Annotated in this window: 3 protein-coding genes; all 3 read right to left on the bottom strand. The window is 69.0% G+C overall.

Going from position 1 to position 2,393, the window contains the following annotated elements:
* Positions 1 to 79: 79 nt before the first annotated feature.
* On the bottom strand, positions 80 to 1,564 hold the full coding sequence (locus CEP50_RS19685; protein WP_106115402.1) for a PP2C family protein-serine/threonine phosphatase: 1,485 nt from the start codon (positions 1,562 to 1,564) through the stop codon (positions 80 to 82).
* Complete coding sequence (locus CEP50_RS19680; RefSeq protein ID WP_106115401.1) at positions 1,561 to 2,034, bottom strand: FHA domain-containing protein FhaB/FipA; 474 nt, start codon at positions 2,032 to 2,034, stop codon at positions 1,561 to 1,563. Before CEP50_RS19680 ends, CEP50_RS19685 begins: the two co-directional genes overlap by 4 nt.
* 55 nt (positions 2,035 to 2,089) lie before the next feature.
* Positions 2,090 to 2,393: FHA domain-containing protein (locus CEP50_RS19675; RefSeq protein ID WP_146134874.1), on the bottom strand; the 304-nt coding region annotated here is incomplete at its 5' end.

Genomic DNA, 2,393 nt, shown 5'->3' with positions numbered 1-2,393 from the left:
GGTTGGGACGGGGTCGACTCCTCCCGAGCTCCCGTGCCCGGCAGGTGCGGCTTTCCTGGGTCGGTCGCTGTGCTGGCCATCAGCTCACCGTCCGGCAGTTGACACCCGGGTTCGGCTCCTCGGATCGCAGCGGGGTTCCCTCGGGCTGGGTCTTCTCCGGCGTGTTCCGGGCGGAGCTCCCCTCGGGGGGACGGTTTTCGTCCTGCTGTGGGGGCGCCGAGGTCGCGGAGTCACCGGAGGCCTGCTCGTTTCCGGAGTCGCCGCCCCCGTCCTCCTCGGGGTTGTTTCCGTTCTCGCTCTGCTCGTCCTTCTCGTTCTCGGTGGACTCGCACGGGGGAAGCAGGGCGGTCAGGCGCAGCCGGTGCACCGTCTGGCGGGCGTCCTCCAGGCTGTTGAGCTGGGTGATCCCGTCGGTCACGTTGGAGCGCTGCGCCTCCTTCAGATCCTTGACGCCGATGGGCTCGCACCCTTCGGCGGCGCTGGGAGGGCAGGATCCCTCCAGGCGCCGGTTGAGGCTGACTCCGAGCACACTTCCCCGCACGCCCTGGAAGATGGCCACGTTCCGGGACTGGTCCACTCCCACGTAGAACTGGCTGAACACCCACCACCGGCCCGCGAACACCAGACCCGCGAACAGTGCCAGCACGCCACAGGCGATCACCATGCCCCGTAACCACCGCCTGCGTCGTGGAGGGTCCGGGGGCGGACTCGTGGCCTCGCCCCGCTGCGGTTCCTGCGGGGGGCGGGTGGCGGCGGAGGCCCGGGCCGCCGCCGAGTCGGGCTGTGGGTGGGTCTGCTGCTCGCCGAAGCCGGCGGCACCGGCCACGATCGGGGCGTCGTCGCCGAACTCCACGTCGACCACGTCGGCCACGATCACGGTGACGTTGTCCGGCCCCCCGCCCCGCAGGGCGAGCTCGATCAGCCTGTCGGCGGACTGCTGCGGGTCGTCGATCCGCAGTGCCTCGGAAATGGTCTCTTCGCTGACCACACTGGACAGACCATCGGAGCAGAGCAGGTAGCGGTCCCCGGCGCGGGCCTCACGGACGGCGAGGCTGGGTTCGACCTCGTGCCCGGTGAGCGCGCGCAGCAACAGCGAGCGTTGCGGGTGGCTGGCGGCCTCCTCCTCGGTGATCCTGCCCTCGTCGATCAGCGACTGCACGAAGGTGTCGTCGTGGGTGATCTGGGTGAGCTCGCCGTTCCTGACCTGGTAGGCCCGGGAGTCGCCGATGTGGATCAGCCCGAGTTTGCTGCCCGCGAACAGCATCGCGGTCAGGGTCGTGCCCATCCCGTCGAGATCCGGATCGCTGGCGACCAGCTCCGAGATCGCGTTGTTGCCGGACAGCATGGCACCGTGCAGATGACCGAGCAGGTCGTCGCCCGGCTCGTCGTCGTCCAGCGGGGCGAGCGCGGCGATGACGACCTTGCTGGCCACCTCACCTGCCGCGTGGCCACCCATGCCGTCCGCGAGGGCGAGGAGTCGTGGGCCGGCGTAGACCGAGTCCTGGTTGTTGGAACGAACCAGGCCCCGGTCGCTGCGGGCCGCGTAGTGGAGAACGAGGGTCATGAGCGCAGCTCGATCACGGTCTTGCCGATGCGGACGGGAGTTCCGATCGGAACCTTGGTCGGCCCCGAGACCTTAGCCCGATCGAGGTATGTGCCGTTGGTGGAGCCAAGGTCTTCCACATACCAGTCCTGGCCCTGCATCGACAGCCTCGCGTGCCGCGTCGAGGCGTAGTCGTCGTCCAGGACGAGCGTGGAGTCGTCGGCGCGACCGATCATGATGGGGCGACCTTCCAGTGTGATACGGGTTCCCGCCAACGCACCCTCGGTGACCACCAGCTGGCGCGGTGACTTCGACTTCGGTGCGGTGCGGGGCTGTTTGCCGGAGGCCTTCTTCTCGGAGCCCGGTACGGGCACCTTCAGTCCGGAGGCCGACCGCAGGTCGGAACGCACCACGCGCAGTGCTGCCAGTACGAACAACCAGAGCAGGGCGAGAAACCCTACTCTGGTCAGCTGAATCACCAGCTCGGACACTTGTCGGGGACGCTCCTACCTCGTCGGTCGGCCTCTCGTGGTCGTGTGAAACGGGTCACCCGTGCGCCCGGAACACCAGCGACGAGTGGCCGATGCGGATGACGTCGCCATCCGCCAGTTGCCAGGTCTGCACCGGGGTGCCGTTGACCGTGGTTCCGTTGGTGGAACCGAGGTCGGCCAGCATGGCGGCCTGCCCGTCCCAGTGGATCTCGATGTGCCTGCGCGAGACACCGGTGTCGGGCAACCGGAACTGCCCGTCCTGGCCTCGCCCGATCACGTTGCTGCCGTGCTGCAGGGTGTACGAGCGGTTCGAGCCGTCGTCGAGTTGCAGGGTGGCGGTCAGCTGTCGGGGGGCGGCG

This window comes from Actinopolyspora mortivallis, assembly GCF_003001495.1.
GTDB classification, from domain to species: Bacteria; Actinomycetota; Actinomycetes; order Mycobacteriales; family Pseudonocardiaceae; genus Actinopolyspora; species Actinopolyspora mortivallis_A.
This window is presented reverse-complemented; position numbering and strand designations above follow the sequence as displayed.